Origin of the sequence: Stenotrophomonas rhizophila, from assembly GCF_007667275.1 — a bacterium.
Taxonomy (GTDB): domain Bacteria; phylum Pseudomonadota; class Gammaproteobacteria; order Xanthomonadales; family Xanthomonadaceae; genus Stenotrophomonas; species Stenotrophomonas maltophilia_AE.
This window is the reverse complement of record NZ_VDQT01000002.1, coordinates 309,568-325,213: the sequence shown is the minus strand read 5'-3', so window position 1 is coordinate 325,213 and position 15,646 is coordinate 309,568. Positions and strand designations below refer to the sequence as shown.

Below are 15,646 nucleotides of genomic sequence, written 5' to 3'. Positions count from 1 at the left end.
GCCGGCGCTGCCGATCAAGCACAGGTTTCCCGGACCGACGAGGCGTGCGCTTCAGGTCACCCAGCCGGCAATCACCAGCAGCGCCAATGCCGCCATCCACAGCAGCAGCATGCGCCAGACCAGGCTCATCGCATCGCGCAGTTCCGGCAACCGCCGCCAGACCGGCACCATGCCTGCATCGCTGTAATCGTGCGCGTCTTCGCGCAGCTCGGCGCTGACGCTGGCACGCGCCACCGCGCCGAGGAAGTCGGTGGAGGCTGTCCAGCGGTTGCCGTGCGCCTGTCGCCACGCCTTGTACGCGGTATCGAAGTTGCCCACCAGCGCCATCGACAGCGACATCAGCTGCGCCACCGGCCATTCCAGCCACGACAGCACCTGGCGCGCGCCGACCACGGTCTCCACGTCCGCCAGCGATCGCATCGGGCCGACCGCCAGCAGGGCGAGCAGGCGGTACGCCAGCGCGCCCACCGGGCCCAGCAGCAGGAACCAGAACAGCACCGCGAACCAGCGCCGCAGCGCGTTGCGCAGGGTCACCTCCACCAGCGACGGAAGGTCTTCATGCACGCTGCCACCGGCCGACTGCAACTGGCCGATGGCCGCGTGCCGGGTTGGCGCATCGTCGGCGTCGATCACCGCTTCCACATCGCGATCCAGGTCGCGCGGGCCCCAGCAGATCACCAGCGTGGCGATCCCCAGCAGCAGCGACGGCAGTCCGAACAAGCGGTCGTGGAACAGCCATTGCAGCAGGGCCAGGCCCAGCACGAACGGCAGCAGGGCCACCACCCAGCCATGCCGCCCGCGCCAGAAGCCGGCTTCGGCCGCGTGCCGGTCCAGCCACTGCAGCCACCGCCGGTAGATCCCGAACCGGCGCAATGCCACCGCTGCGGCGGGCGCGACATGGCCCAGCGCCAGGGCAACCAGGACTGCGACCAGGGTGGTGAACATGACTGCCTCCGTTCGGTTTCTGGCCGCTACTATGCCGTGCGCCCCGGCCAGTGCCCGGGGTCCTGGGCAGTGTATGCCGCCGCGTGTTCAGGCAGCGGCAATGCAGTGCCCCGCTCAGCTGACCTGCGTGCGGTACCAGTGTTCGATCAGGCTGCGCGAGATCGAGATCGGCGGCGACAGGCGGATGCCTTCCCCATCATCTTCGATGTCCCGGGACAACGCCGCGCCCACTTCCTCGGCGGTGAACCAGCGCGCGTCTTCCAGCTCGCCGTCCACGGTAGGCACGTCGTCCTCGGCGGTGGCGCTGAAGCCCAGCATCAGCGCACCCGGGAAGGGCCACGGCTGGGTGCCCAGGTACCGGCACTGCCGCACCCGCACCCGGCTCTCCTCGAACACTTCGCGCACCACGGTCTGTTCCAGCGATTCGCCGGGCTCGACGAAGCCGGCCAGCACCGAATAGCGGCGCGGCGCCCAGTTGGCCTGGCGGCCGAGCAGCAGGCGGCCATTGTTCTCCACCGCGACGATCACCGCCGGGTCCACGCGTGGGTAATGTTCGGTGTTGCACTTGGCGCAGCGGCCGATGAAGCCACCGCGGGTAAAGGCGACCGCGCCGCCGCAGACGCCGCAGAAACGGGTGCGCGACTGCCAGTACGCCATGCCGCGGGCGTAGCAGAACGCGCTGGCGTCGGCGGCCGACCAGGTGCTGGCCGATTCGCGCAGGTCCACGCGCTGCGGTGCGCTGGCGTCAACGGCGGCCGATTCGACCGAGAACCAGGCCTGCTCACCGCGCAGGCCCAGGAAGATGGCGGTACCGGGGCCGCCGCCGAGCTGTTCGCCGGTCAGTGCCAGCGGTTGGCCGTCGTCACCGGCCAGCGCGCGGCCGTCGGCGTCGATGACCAGCACGCGCGCGGCCGGCCACAGCCGCAGCAACGCATCGGCGTCGTCGCGCAGCGTGTCGGCGCGTTCAAGGGGATCGGTGGTGAAAGCGAAACCGGCGAGCGGCAAAGAGACGTTGGACATCGGTAAAGCCTGCCGCTATTCACCTCGAACAGCAAGTCACATGCTGAAACTGCTGCCGCAGCCACAGGTGGTCTTCGCATTCGGATTGCGGATCACGAACTGCGCGCCGGTCAGGCTTTCGGTGTAGTCCACTTCGGCGCCCATGAGGTACTGCAGGCTCAACGGATCGACCAGCAGGGTCACACCGTTGGTGTCCACGGCGAGATCGTCGTCGGCACGGTTCTCGTCGAACTCGAAGCCGTACTGGAAGCCGGAACACCCGCCGCCCTGGATGTAGACGCGCAGGGCCAGCGCATCGCTGGCTTCGTCCTGGATCAGTTCCTTGACCTTGGCCGCAGCGGCCTCGGTGAAGTTCAGCGGACGGTCCAGCGACTGGTAGTTCGGCGCGGCGGCAGGGGCGCCGGGCAGGGAAACAAGCGTGCTCATGCACCCAGCATGGGGGCGCATGGGCACGCTTTCAAGCACCGGCCATTCAGGCCATGGCGTCGGCGAGCTTCCTGCGGGCGTTGCCGTCCTTGCCGTCCTTCCCCGCGTCGGCGGGTTCGGCCGGCGGCGGCAGGGCCATCTGCGCGCCGCCGTGGATCAGGCGACCGGTCAGCTGGGCGCCGGCGTTCATTTCCACCACCTGGTAGTGGATGTTGCCGGTGACGCGGGCACTGGGGGTCAGCTCGACCCGCTCGCTGGCGTGCACGTCGCCGTCCAGGCGACCGCTGACCACCACCACGTGGGCACGGATCTCACCCTCGATGCTGCCCTGCTCGGCCAGGGTCAGGGTGGCGCTGGTCGCGCCCTCCTGGGCGATCACCTTGCCCAGGATGGTGCCTTCCACGTACAGCCCGCCACTGAATTCCACGTCCCCACGGATCATCACCTGCGCGCCGATCAGCGCGTCCACGACCAGGTGCCCGTCGCGGTTGGATTTGTTGCTGCCAAACATCGGTTTACTCCCCTTCATTTGCCGTTGCTGCTGCAGCCGGTGCACCGGCCTGCTTCCAGTCGAATACCTGGGTGGCGCCCCCCGCGCCGGTTCCCAGCGTGACCCGCACGCGCTGCGGGGTGAAGTCCTTCGGCAACATGACGCTGCCGGTGAGCTGCTGGAAGTACCGGAAGGAATACTCCTGGCCCGGCACCTTGGTGCGCTGGTGCAGCTCGTCCCAGCTGACCGAGGTCAACTTGCCGTCCTTGACGCCTTCGATCGTAAAGCGCATCTGGCCTTGGCTGATCGCGCCACGGTTCAGGTTCTGCGTCAGCACCACGGCGTACTGCCAGGTACCGCCCGCTTCCGGCGAGAACTGGATGGAATGGGTGTTAAGGCCCTTGCGCTGGCTGGTGGCGCCGACCAGCCGCTCATAGAAGGCCACGTCGGCGCGCAGGCCGGCGATTTCCTCGTCGCGCTCGCCCAGCGAGGCCTGCACCTCGTTGTTGGCCGCGCGGCTGATGCGATCGGAGGCCTGCAGGGTGGCCTGGGCCTGCTGCAGTTCCACCACCTGCTTCTGCAGGGTCTCGGCGCGGGTCTGCGCGGCGTCCAGCTGGCGGCCGACATCGCCGCCGGGGCTCCCCAGCCAGCGGCCCAGCAGCGCGGCCACGACCAGGCTGGCCAGCCAGATCCCGGCCAGGATCAGCAGCCGACGACGATCGGGCGCGACCGGGGTACCCGGGCGCCGGATCTGGATTCGGGAAGGTGTCGGATTGTTCATGGCGGATACGGCGGCAACGCCCGTAGGCGATACCGACACAACCCCTGACGGGATGAGCGACTTCCTAGTGTAAGTCACGGGTGGCACATTTTTCGCCCCTGACCCCACCCCGGGCAGTAGCGTTCAGTCACGTCATCCCCGATAGTGTGGGCCTGTGCACACTTTGCCGCCGGAGCGCCTGTCATGACCGAGGCCCACCTGTTCGTGATCGGCATCCTGCTGGCCTGGCTGGCCGGCATCCGCGTGTACCTGACCGTGTTCGGCGTCGGCCTGGCCGGCCTGCTCGGCTGGGTCGAGCTGCCGCCGGCCCTGCAGGCCACCGAATCCTGGTGGGTGCTGGGCACGTCGGCCGCGCTGGCCGTCACCGAGTTCGTGGCCGACAAGATTCCCGGGGTGGACTCGGCCTGGGACCTCATCCAGACCGTGGCCCGGGTACCGGCCGGCGCGTTCCTGGCCGCGGCGACGCTGTCGCCCAGCGGCGAGCTGAGCCCCTCCGTGCTCGCCGCCGGGGCCGGGGTGGCGCTGGCCAGCCATGGGCTCAAGTCCGGAACCCGCGCGCTGCTCAACACCTCGCCCGAGCCGGCCAGCAACTGGGTCGCCTCGGCTGCCGAAGACACCGTGGTGGTGGGTGGATTGGCGCTGGCGCTGGCGCATCCGTGGATCGCCCTGGTCGTAGTCGTCGCCTGCAGCCTGATCGGGGCCGTGGTGGTCTGGCTGGTCTGGCGCACGTTGTGGCGGGGCATGCGCTGGCTCCTGCGGCAACCGGCGAGCCGCGATCCCGCCACCCGCGATACCGCATAATTGCGCCGCAGACTGGGAGTACTGATGGCCGTCCAAGACAACGCTGTTGCATCCACCCGCGCCACTCGCGCCGAGACCCCGCCCGCCGACCACTGGCAGCGCTGGGCCAGCGCGGAGATGCCCGCTGCGAGCCGCGCGCCCAGCAACGTGGTGCCGCTCAACGCCGGCAGCGCCGCGCCCGGCGCGCCGACGCCGCCGCTGCTGCCGCCGGCGCAGTGGCAGGACGATGCTGAACCGCTTCCGCTGGGCAGCGAGGCGCCTTACCGCGTGCTGATCGTCGAGGATGACCGTTCCCAGGCCCTGTTCGCGCAGAGCGTGCTGCACGGCGCGGGCATGGAAGCGATCGTGCACAACGACGCCGAAGGCGTGCAGCAGGTGATCAACGAGCAGCGCCCCGACCTGATCCTGATGGACCTGCACCTGCCGGGCCTGGACGGCATGCGCCTGACCGCGCTGATCCGCCAGCAGCCGGGCCAGCAGCTGCTGCCGATCGTGTTCCTCAGCGGCGACCCCGATCCGGAACGCCAGTTCGAGGTGCTCGACAGCGGTGCGGATGATTTCCTGAGCAAGCCGATCCGGCCGCGCCACCTGATCGCGGCGGTCTCCAACCGGATCCGCCGCGCCCGCGCACAGGCGGCGATGCAACCCGGCGTGCAGGGCGCGCCGGCCATGAACAACCCAGAGACCGGCCTGCCGACCCGCCACCACGTGATGCAGCAGCTGACCCACGCGCTGGCGCACGGCGGGCAGGGCGGCCTGTTCTTCATCGAAGTGGCCAGTGCACTGGGCCTGCGCGAGCGGTACGGCTATGCCGCGTTCGAACGGCTGATGGTGCAGGCCGCGCAGCGCCTGGCCGACAACGCGCACCCGCACCTGCTGGCGCGGTTGAACGACAACAGCTTCCTGGTGCTGGCCCGCGGCGTGGACGAGGAAACCCTGGACGCGATGGCGCACCGGCTGCGCGACGAGCTGTCCGCGCGCGCGTTCGTGATCCGCGATGAGGAATCGGTGCACCTGCGCGGCGTGGTGGGCCATGCGCCGTTGTCGACCGGCTTCAGCGACGCCGGCACCGCGCTGGAAGCGGTGGAGCGCACCACCCTGCAGGCACGCCTGCTGCCGTCGGGCGTGGCCGCGCACGTACGCCGCGAGGAAGTCGCCGCGCAGGAACACCTGGCCATGCTGGAAGGCCAGCTGGAACCGGCCTACCAACCGATCGTCGCGGTGGCCGGTGGCAACACCGCGCAGTACCAGGTGCTGCTGCGCCTGCGCCAGGCCGACGGCAGCGTGCTCAATGCCGGCCAGGTGATTCCCGCCGCGGAAGCGGCCGGGCGCATCGCCGACCTGGACCAGCAGGTGCTGGACCACGCACTCGGCCTGCTCGACCTGTACCGGCACGCCACCCAGCCGCTGAGCCTGTTCGTGTCGCAGTCGCTGCGCACCCTCGCCCGCGACGCCTTCACCGACTGGCTGCTGGAAACCCTGCAGCAGCGCCAGCTGCCCGGCGCCGCGCTGGTCATCGACGTGCGCCTGCCCGATGCGCTCATCCACACCGTCACCCTGCAGCAGTTCTGCACGCGCATGAGCGCGGCGGGGGTGCGCTTCTGCCTGAGCCAGTTCGAGCCCGGTGGCGAGGCCAACGCGTTGTTGAGCCAGCTGCCACTGGCATTCGTGCGCATGGCCGCACGTTTCTCCAGCGCCCATGCCAACCAGCAGACCCGCGATGAACTGCGCGCCGCCATCGATGCGGCGCACCGTGCCGGGGCGATGATCATCGGCCAGCAGATCGAGGATCCGCAGGCCGCGGCGGCGATGTGGATGGGGGGCGTCGACTACATCCAGGGCAACATGGTGCAGTCGGCCGGGAGCGAACTGAACTTCGACTTCCACACCGCGGTGCTCTGAGCATGACGGCCCACGGACGGGTTCCCTTCACACTCTGGCTGGCGGCGGTTGCCGCCGCGCTGGCCGCTACCGCCAGCGGGATGTCGCTGGCGGGCGCGAGCGGTCCGTGGACGCTGATCGCCACCGCCACGGCGGCAACCGGCGTGCTCGCCGCACTGCTGGCGGTAGGCCGCTGGCGCGACCTGCAGGCGCAACTGGCGCTGGGCCAGCGCCGCCATGAGGCCCTGGCCGGCGAGCGCGACCACCTGCAGCGCGCCATGCAGCAGCAGGACATGCTCGAGCAGGAGCTGCTGCAGGCCAAGCAGGCCGCCGAAGCGGCCGCGCTCGCCAAGGGCGAGTTCCTGGCCACCATGAGCCACGAAATCCGCACCCCGCTCAACGGCATCCTGCCGATGCTGGACCTGATCGCACGCGGCCAGCTGGGCAGCGACCAGCGGCAGATGCTGGCCACCGCCACGGTCAGCTCGCAGCAGTTGCTGCGCATCGTCGACGACATCCTCGATTACTCCCGTCTGGAGGCCAAGGGCCTGGACCTGGAGATCACCACCTTCAACCTGCGCGAGCTGCTTGAAGGCATCGTCCAGCTGATGCAGCGCAGTGCCGAGGCCAAGGGCCTGGCGGTCTCGCTCGAGCTGGACCCGTCGGTGCGGCTGTCGGTGCGCGGCGACCCGGTGCGGCTGCGCCAGGTGCTGGGCAACCTGATGGTCAATGCGATCAAGTTCACCGAACGCGGCCAGATCCGCCTGAGGGTAGTCCGCCAGGGCGAGACCGCCAGCCAGCACCAGCTGCGTTTCGAAGTGATCGACACCGGCATCGGCATCGACGGCACCCAGCAGGCACGCCTGTTCCAGTCGTTCAGCCAGGCCGACGCCTCGACCACCCGCATCTACGGCGGCACTGGCCTGGGCCTGGCGATCTGCAGGCGCATCATCGACCTGATGCACGGCGAGATCGGGGTGAGTTCAACGCCGCGCCACGGCGCCACGTTCTGGTTCGAGATACCGCTGTTGAAGGTGGCCGGCGACCTGCCGGCGCAACCGGCAACCACCCGCGCGCTGCTGATCAGCGAAGACCCGCTGCTGGTGCAGCGCCTGCAGCGCGTGCTGCAGCTCCACGACATCCGCCTGCACACGGTGGACAGCGCCTCGGCCGCGCTGGACATCCTGCGCGCCCCGGTACGGCCCGGCATCGAACCGGACCTGGCCTGGGTGATCGCCGATACGCACGCGCTGCGCCACGGCGCCACCGCGCTGCATCGCGCGGTGCTGCACGACACCCGCAGCCCGGCGCCGCGGTTGCTGTGGCTGCAGGGCGAGGAGCCGCTGGCGGCGCTGCTGCGCGAGAACACCCAGGCCCTGCCGCGCGACACCGATGACGCGCTGCTGCACGCGCTGCTGCGCCCGGCCCAGGTCAGCGCGCGCCCAGCGCCCCTGCTGGCCAGCGTCGAGTCCTACGGCAGCCCGGTCGAGGCGCCCCAGCTGGGCCTGCGCCTGCTGCTGGTCGAAGACAACAGCACCAACCTGCTGGTTGCCCAGCGCCTGCTGCAGGTGCTGGGCTGCACGGTCACCACGGCCACCGACGGCGAACAGGGGCTGCAGCAACTGCAGGCGCACCCGTTCGACCTGGTCCTGATGGACTGCCAGATGCCGGTGCTGGATGGCTACAGCGCCACCCGTCGCTGGCGCGAGCAGGAAGCGGCGCAGGGACGTACCCGCCTGCCGATCGTGGCCATGACCGCCAATGCGATGGCCGGCGACCGCGAGCGCTGCCTGCAGGCGGGCATGGACGATTACCTGTCCAAGCCGGTCAACCGCGAATCGCTGCAGGCCTGCCTGCTGCGCTGGCAGTTCCGGATGGAAGACAACGCGGCCGACGCGCGCAACACGCGCGCGGCAACGCCCACTGCCGATGCCCTTGCCACGCCCCCGCCGCTGCCGCTGCCGCTGCCGACGCCGCTCGAAGGCAGTGACGAGCCCAGCCCGCCCGTGCTCGACGCCGAGGTGCTGGATGAACTGCAGGAGGTGATCGGCGCCGAGACCGCGACCATCATCGGCGTGTTCCTGGAGGACACCCCGCCGCTGATCCGCCAGTTGCAGGATGCGTCGGTGGCGGCCGACCTGGAAAAGCTGCGCGCGCTGGCGCACAGCCTCAAATCGGCGAGTGCGAACGTAGGTGCGATGGCATTGTCGGTGGCGGCACGTCGGATTGAACACGACGCCCGCGCCGGCACCCTGGAGCGCCCGGCGGTGGCCGTGGCGCTGCTGATTGCCGAGTACGCGCGTGCGCGACTGGCCCTGGCCGGCTACCAGGCCAGCGTGCGCGCCACGGCCGCGCGCTGACTCAGTCTTCCAGCTTGGTGAGCAGGTAGTTCGGCTCGCCGATGCGTTCGATCAGGTCGAGCTGGGTTTCCAGCCAGTCGATATGCTCTTCCTCGTTGTCGAGGATCTTCACGAACAGCTGGCGGCTGACGTAATCGCCAATCGAATCGGCGTAGGCCACCGCGTCGCGCAGCGTCACGGTGCCCTCGCGTTCCAGCGCCAGGTCGCACTGCAGGATCTCGGTGGGGTTTTCGCCGATGCGCAGCTTGCCGAGCGCCTGGAAGTTCGGCAGCCCTTCAAGGAACAGGATGCGATCGGAGAGCACGTCGGCGTGCTTCATCTCCTCGATCGATTCTTTGTACTCGTGGTCGGCCAGTTCCTTCAGACCCCAGTTCTTCAGCATCTTGGCGTGCAGGAAGTACTGGTTGATCGCGGTCAGCTCGTTGTAGAGGACCTTGTTGAGGAATTCGATGACCTTGGCGTCGCCTTTCATGACCCTGCTCCTGCAGCGTGAAAACGCCGGCACTGTAGCGCGTTGCGCTGACCGATGAAGGAACGCGAATCAACCTTAGTTGCGCAATCCCGCCAGAAGTCGTTTCATTCAGGCAACGTGAAATCCATCGGATGGAAGGCGCATGAACCTAGGATATGTGTGGCGACCGGGGACAGGGATCGACCCTGCGGCGCTCGCTCGGCTGCGTGACCATTGCCGCATGCCGAAGACTCCCATGGGCGAGGCCTGGTTCATGGGAGATGATCGACGCCACTTCCCTGAGCTGATGGGCGACCTGAATGCACTGCCGGCCCGCGACATCCTGGCGCCGCTCGCAGAAATCGCGTCGGGCGTCGTGTCGTTCGGCCAGCGGCAGGAGTGGCGCGACTGGTTCCACTACCTGCTTGCACAGCGCGTGCCCGATGACCGCGAGTGGGTGGGCGAGACACTGACAGAGCTTCTGGTCACCGGGTTCATGGCGCACTACCCCAACGGCACCAAGGACTCCGTGTATCCGGGCTTCCAGCAGGATGTCCTTGCGACCCTGGGGCGCGTCCTGATGGAACCGAGCTGTTGGCAGCAGGGGGACATCGTGCTCGGGCAGCTGCTGCATCGCTCGAATCGGAACCCGAACCAGGTGTGGCGGTGGTGGGACGCCAGCGGCGACCTCAGCGCATGCCTGTTGCTGTGCGCGAAGTATCTTCCACCATCGCAGGTGAGGGGCTGGTTCCGCTCCGTACTGGCCATCGAGTCGCCGCATTGGCGGGCACAGATGATCGTGTGGCTGATCGGCGCCCACGACCTGCTTACCGGCCTGAAGCGCGCTCCGTCTGAACTGCAATTTGATGGCTACCCGGCGATCACGTGGGGCTGGTCACATCTCCTGCGACCCTCGACCACAACCGAAAGCGGCGAGACCATCCCCATCGCCGACTGGCTCCCACAGCAGGTCCGTACGCACCTGCTCGACGAGGTTCGCACGTGCGTTACCGACGAAGTGTTCCTGGCCTGGCTGGAATCAATAGGCCGCGTGGATTACCTGCAGCGTGAGCTGGCGGACCTTCCGTCCACCTTCGAACGCCTGTACATGCGGTAGAACCTCAGGCGACCTGGGCCAACCCCAGCACCGGCAGCGGCAGGTCGTGGGTGTTGCGGGCCTTGGCCAGCAGGTCGGCCGCCATGTCCAGGCAGGACCCGCAGGTGGCACCGCAACCGGTGCGCATGGTCAGCTCGGAGACGCTGGCGACACCGCTCTGGGCGGCTTCGCGGATCTGGTGGTCGGTAACCCCGTTGCAGATGCAGACGTACACGTGCGGACTCGGCAGGCAGGCGCGGATCGGCCTGCGGCTATTCCAATCGAAACGAGAATGGTTGTCAATTTCGTAACTGAATCATTCTCGATACGGTTCAGCGGACCCGTTCAGGTCGTGCGCATCGGCCGGCCCGGGACACAAAAAAAGAGACCGATCTTTCGATCGGTCTCTTTCGTGTTTGGCTGCCCCGGATGGATTCGAACCACCGAATGCCTGAGTCAGAGTCAGGTGCCTTACCGCTTGGCGACGGGGCAATATCTGCGTGCGATTATTGCACTTTTTCCCTACAAAACCAAGCGGACTTGGTGGCTATGGGTGGACTCGAACCACCGACCCCAGCATTATGAGTGCTGTGCTCTAACCGGCTGAGCTACATAGCCTAGGGAGCCGGCAATTCTGGACATGTAAACGGAATCTGTCAACACTTTTTCATCACGCTTGTGAGTGGGCAGCGGGCGTGTCACAGTCCCGGACAGTAGATTTTCTAGGAGTCCGCATCGTGATCGATCCGGACGGCTATCGACCGAACGTCGGCATCGTGCTGATGCGGCAGGACGGGCAGGTGTTCTGGGCACGACGCGTGCGCCGGGATGGCTGGCAGTTCCCGCAGGGCGGCATGAATACCGACGAGACGCCTGTCGAAGCCATGTATCGCGAGTTGCATGAAGAAACCGGCCTGTTGCCCGAGCACGTGGAAGTGCTTGGCGCGACGCCGGGCTGGCTGCGCTATCGCCTGCCGGCCCGGGCTGTCCGCCGCAATGAGAAGCAGGTCTGCATCGGCCAGAAGCAGGTGTGGTTCCTGCTGCGCCTTGCCGGCGACGAATCGCACGTGAAACTGGACCATACCGACAGCCCCGAGTTCGACCAGTGGCGCTGGGTCGACTTCTGGTACCCGGTGGAACATGTGGTGATGTTCAAGCGCGGCGTGTACGCGCGGGCATTGCGCCACCTGGCCCCGTTGGCGCGGGGCGTGGCCGGCAGCGGCGTGGACTCGATGCCCCGGTCGGCGCAGGAAGCGTGGATGCCCGGCAATGCAGCGGGGCACGACCGCCCGCGCAAGCGCGCACCGGCGCCCAAGCGGGGCGGCGGCTACTGGCCACGCAGCAAGGCCAAGGGCGAACCGGGCGCGGTCTGAGCCGCGCTGCGGATCCCTGAACGACAAAAGCCCGGCCGAAGCCGGGCTTTTGCTTTCCTCCCAGCGGGATCCCGGAGGATCCCACGCCAGGCGCGATGGATCAGCGCTTGGAGAACTGGGTGGCGCGACGTGCCTTGTGCAGGCCGACCTTTTTACGCTCGACTTCACGGGCGTCACGGGTCATGAAGCCAGCCTTGCGCAGCTCGGACTTCAGGGTTTCGTCGTACTCGACCAGCGCGCGGGCGATGCCCAGGCGGATCGCACCGGCCTGGCCGGTGGTGCCGCCGCCAGCGGCGGTGACCATGATGTCGAACGATTCGGTGTTCTTGGTCAGTTCCAGCGGCTGACGCACGATCATGCGTGCGGTTTCACGACCAAAGAACTCGTCCAGCGGACGGCCATTGACGGTGATGTTGCCGGCGCCCTTGCGCAGGAACACGCGGGCGGTGGAGGACTTGCGGCGACCGGTGCCGTAGTTTTGAGTGATAGCCATGATTAGATATCCAGAACCTGGGGCTGCTGAGCGGCGTGCGGGTGCTCGGAACCCGAGTACACCTTGAGCTTGCGGTACATGGCGCGGCCCAGCGGGCCCTTCGGCAGCATGCCCTTGACGGCGGTTTCGATGACGCGTTCCGGGTGGCGCTCGAGCGCCTGGGCCAGGGTTTCGGTCTTCAGGTTGCCGATGTAGCCAGTGAAGCGGTGGTACAGCTTGTCCTGCAGCTTCTTGCCGGTGACGGCAATCTTTTCTGCATTGATGACAACCAGGTAATCACCGGTATCAACGTGGGGGGTGTAGACCGGCTTGTGCTTGCCGCGCAGACGGCGGGCCAGCTCGGTGGACAGACGGCCCAGCGTCTTGCCGGAAGCGTCGACGAGATACCAGTCGCGCTGGACGGTCTCGGACTTTGCAGTGAAAGTGCTCATGAAAGAACTCAGGTAGGTCGGGCTCATTGCGGCCATGGAACGGCCGGAACTCTGCCACGCGTTGTGAAGAGGCGGGATTGTACCGGCCAACCCCCGCACATGCAAATCGCCCCCGTTGCGGGTTGGCAGGGCGCCCCCGGGGGGCCAGAATCGAGTCCTCCCCCGCTGCAACGCCCAACCGCATGACCGCGCTCCGCCAGATCACCCCGCTCGACCACCTGCTGACCGAGGCCCAGCGTGCGCTGGACACGGTGTTCGGGAACCCGCCGGCAAGCCGCCCCTACCCGGCCGCGGCGACCCCGGACGTGCCCATGCCCACGCCTGCCCGCCGCCATGCGGCCGGGCTGATGCGGATCAACCATGTCGGCGAAGTCTGCGCGCAGGGCCTGTACTTCGGCCAGGCCGCAGTGGCCCGGGAGCCCGGAACCCGTGCCCACCTGCTGGAAGCGGCCCAGGAAGAAACCGATCACCTGGCCTGGTGCGCCCAGCGCCTGCGCGAACTGGACAGCCGACCCAGCCTGTTCAACCCGATCTGGTACGCCGGCAGCTACACCATCGGCACGCTGGCCGGGCTGCGCGGGGATGGCTGGAACCTGGGCTTCGTGGTGGAAACCGAGCGCCAGGTGGAAGCCCATCTGGACGAACACCTGGACACCCTGCCCCCGGTCGACCAGCGCAGCCGCGAGATCCTCAAGGTGATGAAGATCGACGAGGCGCGCCATGCCGACCATGCCGAGCATGCCGGCGCGCGGAAGCTGCCATTCCCGATCCCGGGCGTGATGGCCTTGGCGTCCAACGCCATGAAGACCATCGCGTACCGGCTATAACAGGCACGGGTAGCGCCGGCCGTTGGCCGGCCGATGCAATCCGTCAACGTCCAGGAGGGCCGGCCAACGGCCGGCGCTACCGGATCAACCGGAGACCAATTTGAGCCCGATCACACCGGCCACGATCAGGCCGATGCAGGCCAGCCGCGGCGCCGAGGCGCTGTCGCCGAACAGGAAGATCCCCAGCGTGGCCACGCCCAGCGCACCGATGCCGGTCCAGATCGCGTAGGCGGTGCCCACCGGGATCGATTTCATCGCCTGGCTCATCAGATACAGGCTTACCAATGCCGCCCCAACCGTGGCGAGGGTGGGTAGCGGCTTACTGAAGCCGTCCGAGTATTTCATTCCGATCGCGAAGCCGATTTCGAAGATGCCGGCGAGCAGCAGGTAGATCCAGGGCATGGGGGTGCCTCCTAAACAAAAGCAAAACGGCCCGGTGTCTTCACACCGGACCGTCATCGGTAGCATGCCGTGGAACAATGATTCTGCGCAAAACAGATGTTCCACAGGGCGGGACGTCCCGCCTGGTGCAGCGTCGTCCGGGCCGGGGCCCGGACGATTCCGCGTGGTCTTACTCGGACAGGTTGCGGCCGTGGAACAGCTCTTCGATCTCGCGCTTGAGCAGCGCTTCGATCTTCATGCGTTCCTTGAACGAGATGTTCTTGGCCTTCTCCTCGAACAGGTACTGGTCCAGGTCGAAGTCCTTCAGGTGCATCTTCGTGTGGAAGATGTTTTCCTGGTAGACGTTGACGTCGAACATCTCGTACCGCGACTTGATGTTCTTGGCCAGGAAGTTCTGGATCGAGTTGATCTTGTGATCGATGTAGTGCTTCTTGCCCTTCACGTCACGGGTGAAGCCACGGACGCGGTAGTCCATGATCACGATGTCCGATTCCAGGCTCTCGATCAGGTAGTTCAGCGCCTTCAGCGGCGAAATCACGCCACAGGTAGCCACGTCGATGTCCGCGCGGAACGTCGCGATGCCTTCCTGCGGGTGGGTCTCGGGGTAGGTATGGACAGTGATGTGGCTCTTGTCCATGTGCGCTACCACGGCATCGGAGATCAACTCCTTGCCCGCCAGCTTCTTGTCGATCACCGGCTCTTCGGAGATCAGGATCGTCACCGAAGCGCCCTGCGGATCGTAGTCCTGGCGCGCGACGTTGAGGATGTTGGCACCGATGATCTCGGCGACATCGGTCAAGATTTGAGTCAGCCTATCGGCGTTGTACTCTTCATCGATGTATTCAATGTAACGCTGGCGCTCCTCTTCGGTGCGCGCGTAACACACGTCATAGATGTTGAAGCTCAGCGCCTTGGTGAGGTTGTTGAAACCCTGCAACCTCAGGCGAGGCAACGGCTTGACCACGGCGGTCGATCCTGTGTGTGGTGGGAAAGGATCAATTATGGGGCAAACTGATCGAGGGCGAAACTTGCATTGAAACAAGTTGGTGTGTTGGGGTTTGCCCTTCACAACCCTGATCGTTAAGCTCGCGGCACATAGCCGTGAATTGTTCATGAGCAAAGGGAGCGCCTCAACGTGTCATCTGTGCGCCTTGCCACGAGTCCATTGGCCCTGGACATCGCCACCATAGATCGCTTTCTGGCCCACAGCCACCGACGCCGCTACCCGGCCCGCACCGATGTCTTCCGTCCCGGCGACCCCGCCGGCACCCTGTACTACGTGATCAGCGGCTCGGTCTCCATAATTGCCGAGGAAGAGGACGACCGCGAACTGGTCCTGGGCTACTTCGGCTCGGGCGAGTTCGTGGGCGAGATGGGCCTGTTCGTGGAAACCGAACGCCGGGAGGTGATCCTGCGCACCCGTACCCCCTGCGAGCTGGCCGAGATCAGCTACGAGCGCCTGCACCAGCTGTTCCTGGGGCCGCTCTCCACCGACGCCCCGCGGCTGCTGTACGCGCTGGGCCAGCAGGTGTCCAAGCGCCTGCTCGACACCAGCCGCAAGGCCAGCCGGCTGGCCTTCCTGGACGTCACCGACCGGATCGTAAGGACCCTGCACGACCTGGCCCGCGAACCGGAAGCCATGAGCCACCCGCAGGGCACCCAGCTGCGCGTGTCCCGCCAGGAGCTGGCGCGGCTGGTCGGCTGCTCGCGTGAAATGGCCGGGCGGGTGCTGAAGAAACTGCAGAGCGACGGGCTGCTGCACGCCCGTGGCAAGACGGTGGTGCTGTACGGCACCCGCTGATTCCGGTTGCCGGCCAACGGCCGGCGCTACCGACGGGCATGACAGCGTCTTTCACGCGTTGCCGTTAG

At 67.1% G+C, this 15,646-nt stretch carries 18 protein-coding genes and 2 tRNA genes; 7 read left to right on the top strand and 13 right to left on the bottom strand.

The genetic code is table 11. The features are described 5' to 3' along the window. Positions 1-51: 51 nt before the first annotated feature. From ampE to FSZ13_RS07570, 5 genes are all read right to left on the bottom strand, one after another. The gene (gene ampE / locus FSZ13_RS07590) at positions 52-945 is read right to left on the bottom strand and encodes a regulatory signaling modulator protein AmpE (RefSeq protein ID WP_145478937.1); all 894 of its coding nucleotides are present in this window, start codon (positions 943-945) and stop codon (positions 52-54) included. Between the two features lie 114 nt (positions 946-1,059). Then, positions 1,060-1,965, bottom strand: a complete 906-nt coding sequence (nudC, locus tag FSZ13_RS07585; RefSeq protein WP_145478936.1) for an NAD(+) diphosphatase — start codon at positions 1,963-1,965, stop codon at positions 1,060-1,062. 36 nt (positions 1,966-2,001) lie between these two features. After that, on the bottom strand, positions 2,002-2,391 hold the full coding sequence (gene erpA, locus FSZ13_RS07580) for an iron-sulfur cluster insertion protein ErpA (protein WP_145478935.1): 390 nt from the start codon (positions 2,389-2,391) through the stop codon (positions 2,002-2,004). Between the two features lie 46 nt (positions 2,392-2,437). Beyond that, entirely contained in the window at positions 2,438-2,902 is a 465-nt protein-coding gene (locus FSZ13_RS07575; protein WP_145479497.1) for a bactofilin family protein, read from the bottom strand. Positions 2,903-2,906: 4 nt separating this feature from the next. After that, positions 2,907-3,662 carry a DUF6776 family protein gene (locus FSZ13_RS07570; RefSeq protein ID WP_145478934.1) on the bottom strand — a complete coding sequence of 252 codons (756 nt, stop codon included), beginning with the start codon at positions 3,660-3,662 and terminating at the stop codon, positions 2,907-2,909. 183 nt (positions 3,663-3,845) lie between these two features. On the opposite strand from FSZ13_RS07570, the gene FSZ13_RS07565 reads away from it, so the two are divergent. From FSZ13_RS07565 to FSZ13_RS07555, 3 genes are read left to right on the top strand one after another with little or no spacing between them, the layout of a single operon-like run. After that, on the top strand, positions 3,846-4,463 hold the full coding sequence (locus FSZ13_RS07565; protein WP_145478933.1) for a DUF4126 domain-containing protein: 618 nt from the start codon (positions 3,846-3,848) through the stop codon (positions 4,461-4,463). Further along, positions 4,464-6,365 (top strand): EAL domain-containing protein, encoded by a 1,902-nt coding sequence (locus FSZ13_RS07560; protein ID WP_428999977.1) that lies wholly within the window; start codon positions 4,464-4,466, stop codon positions 6,363-6,365. It abuts the gene before it with no gap. Between the two features lie 38 nt (positions 6,366-6,403). Beyond that, on the top strand, positions 6,404-8,704 hold the full coding sequence (locus tag FSZ13_RS07555) for a hybrid sensor histidine kinase/response regulator (RefSeq protein ID WP_186308898.1): 2,301 nt from the start codon (positions 6,404-6,406) through the stop codon (positions 8,702-8,704). A 1-nt stretch (position 8,705) separates the two neighbouring features. On the opposite strand, the gene bfr is transcribed toward FSZ13_RS07555, so the two are convergent. Continuing rightward, complete coding sequence (bfr, locus tag FSZ13_RS07550) at positions 8,706-9,176, bottom strand: bacterioferritin (RefSeq protein ID WP_145478930.1); 471 nt, start codon at positions 9,174-9,176, stop codon at positions 8,706-8,708. 142 nt (positions 9,177-9,318) lie between these two features. Between bfr and FSZ13_RS07545 the strand changes: the two genes are divergently transcribed. Then, a complete protein-coding gene (locus FSZ13_RS07545) occupies positions 9,319-10,272 on the top strand; it encodes a hypothetical protein (protein ID WP_145478929.1) in 954 nt (317 codons plus the stop codon). 4 nt (positions 10,273-10,276) lie between these two features. On the opposite strand, the gene FSZ13_RS07540 is transcribed toward FSZ13_RS07545, so the two are convergent. The 3 genes from FSZ13_RS07540 to FSZ13_RS07530 all read right to left on the bottom strand — a co-directional run bounded on the left by FSZ13_RS07540 (position 10,277) and on the right by FSZ13_RS07530 (position 10,869). Then, positions 10,277-10,486: a (2Fe-2S)-binding protein gene (locus tag FSZ13_RS07540; protein WP_068854279.1), complete on the bottom strand. Its 210-nt coding sequence runs from the start codon at positions 10,484-10,486 to the stop codon at positions 10,277-10,279. A 182-nt stretch (positions 10,487-10,668) separates the two neighbouring features. Further along, positions 10,669-10,743: transfer RNA gene (locus tag FSZ13_RS07535), tRNA-Gln, on the bottom strand. A gap of 49 nt (positions 10,744-10,792) precedes the next feature. Beyond that, positions 10,793-10,869, bottom strand: a tRNA-Met gene (locus tag FSZ13_RS07530). A 119-nt stretch (positions 10,870-10,988) separates the two neighbouring features. Here FSZ13_RS07530 and FSZ13_RS07525 point away from each other — a divergent pair. Beyond that, positions 10,989-11,624 (top strand): RNA pyrophosphohydrolase, encoded by a 636-nt coding sequence (locus FSZ13_RS07525; RefSeq protein ID WP_145478928.1) that lies wholly within the window; start codon positions 10,989-10,991, stop codon positions 11,622-11,624. Between the two features lie 100 nt (positions 11,625-11,724). Here the strand turns inward: FSZ13_RS07525 and rpsI are convergent, their stop codons facing one another. After that, complete coding sequence (rpsI, locus tag FSZ13_RS07520) at positions 11,725-12,117, bottom strand: 30S ribosomal protein S9 (protein WP_017354549.1); 393 nt, start codon at positions 12,115-12,117, stop codon at positions 11,725-11,727. Positions 12,118-12,119: 2 nt separating this feature from the next. Beyond that, positions 12,120-12,548 (bottom strand): 50S ribosomal protein L13, encoded by a 429-nt coding sequence (gene rplM, locus FSZ13_RS07515; protein WP_145478927.1) that lies wholly within the window; start codon positions 12,546-12,548, stop codon positions 12,120-12,122. Positions 12,549-12,730: 182 nt separating this feature from the next. On the opposite strand from rplM, the gene coq7 reads away from it, so the two are divergent. Then, positions 12,731-13,375 carry a 2-polyprenyl-3-methyl-6-methoxy-1,4-benzoquinone monooxygenase gene (gene coq7, locus FSZ13_RS07510; RefSeq protein WP_145478926.1) on the top strand — a complete coding sequence of 215 codons (645 nt, stop codon included), beginning with the start codon at positions 12,731-12,733 and terminating at the stop codon, positions 13,373-13,375. Positions 13,376-13,459: 84 nt separating this feature from the next. Here the strand turns inward: coq7 and FSZ13_RS07505 are convergent, their stop codons facing one another. Together FSZ13_RS07505 and speD are read right to left on the bottom strand one after the other, a co-directional pair. Continuing rightward, positions 13,460-13,777, bottom strand: a complete 318-nt coding sequence (locus tag FSZ13_RS07505) for a DMT family transporter (protein WP_068854281.1) — start codon at positions 13,775-13,777, stop codon at positions 13,460-13,462. A 169-nt stretch (positions 13,778-13,946) separates the two neighbouring features. Continuing rightward, positions 13,947-14,741, bottom strand: coding sequence for an adenosylmethionine decarboxylase (gene speD / locus FSZ13_RS07500; RefSeq protein WP_017354544.1), 795 nt, complete (start codon positions 14,739-14,741; stop codon positions 13,947-13,949). Between the two features lie 171 nt (positions 14,742-14,912). On the opposite strand from speD, the gene crp reads away from it, so the two are divergent. Beyond that, a complete protein-coding gene (gene crp / locus FSZ13_RS07495) occupies positions 14,913-15,578 on the top strand; it encodes a cAMP-activated global transcriptional regulator CRP (RefSeq protein ID WP_145478925.1) in 666 nt (221 codons plus the stop codon). The last annotated feature ends 68 nt before the right edge of the window (positions 15,579-15,646 follow it).